1 rRNA gene is annotated in these 262 nt (G+C 51.1%); it reads right to left on the minus strand.

Annotated elements, in window-relative coordinates:
- Positions 1–262, minus strand: a 23S ribosomal RNA gene (locus KW842_RS27250); the annotation flags it as partial.

Below are 262 nucleotides of genomic sequence, written 5' to 3' on the forward strand. Positions count from 1 at the left end.
TTCCTTCTCCCGAGTTCTCTCAAGCGCCTTAGAATACTCATCTCGCCCACCTGTGTCGGTTTGCGGTACGGTCTCGTATGACTGAAGCTTAGAGGCTTTTCTTGGAACCACTTCCGATTGCTACGTGTACAAGTACACTCGTCCCACTCCCTTGAATTACGTGCCCGGATTTGCCTAAGCACCTTCTATGAAGCAGAAACTGACTATTCCAACAGTCAGACAACCTTCCGCGATCCGTCCCCCCATCGCATCATACGACGGT

It is taken from the genome of Duganella sp. sic0402, assembly GCF_019219065.1.
GTDB lineage: Bacteria > Pseudomonadota > Gammaproteobacteria > Burkholderiales > Burkholderiaceae_D > Rugamonas.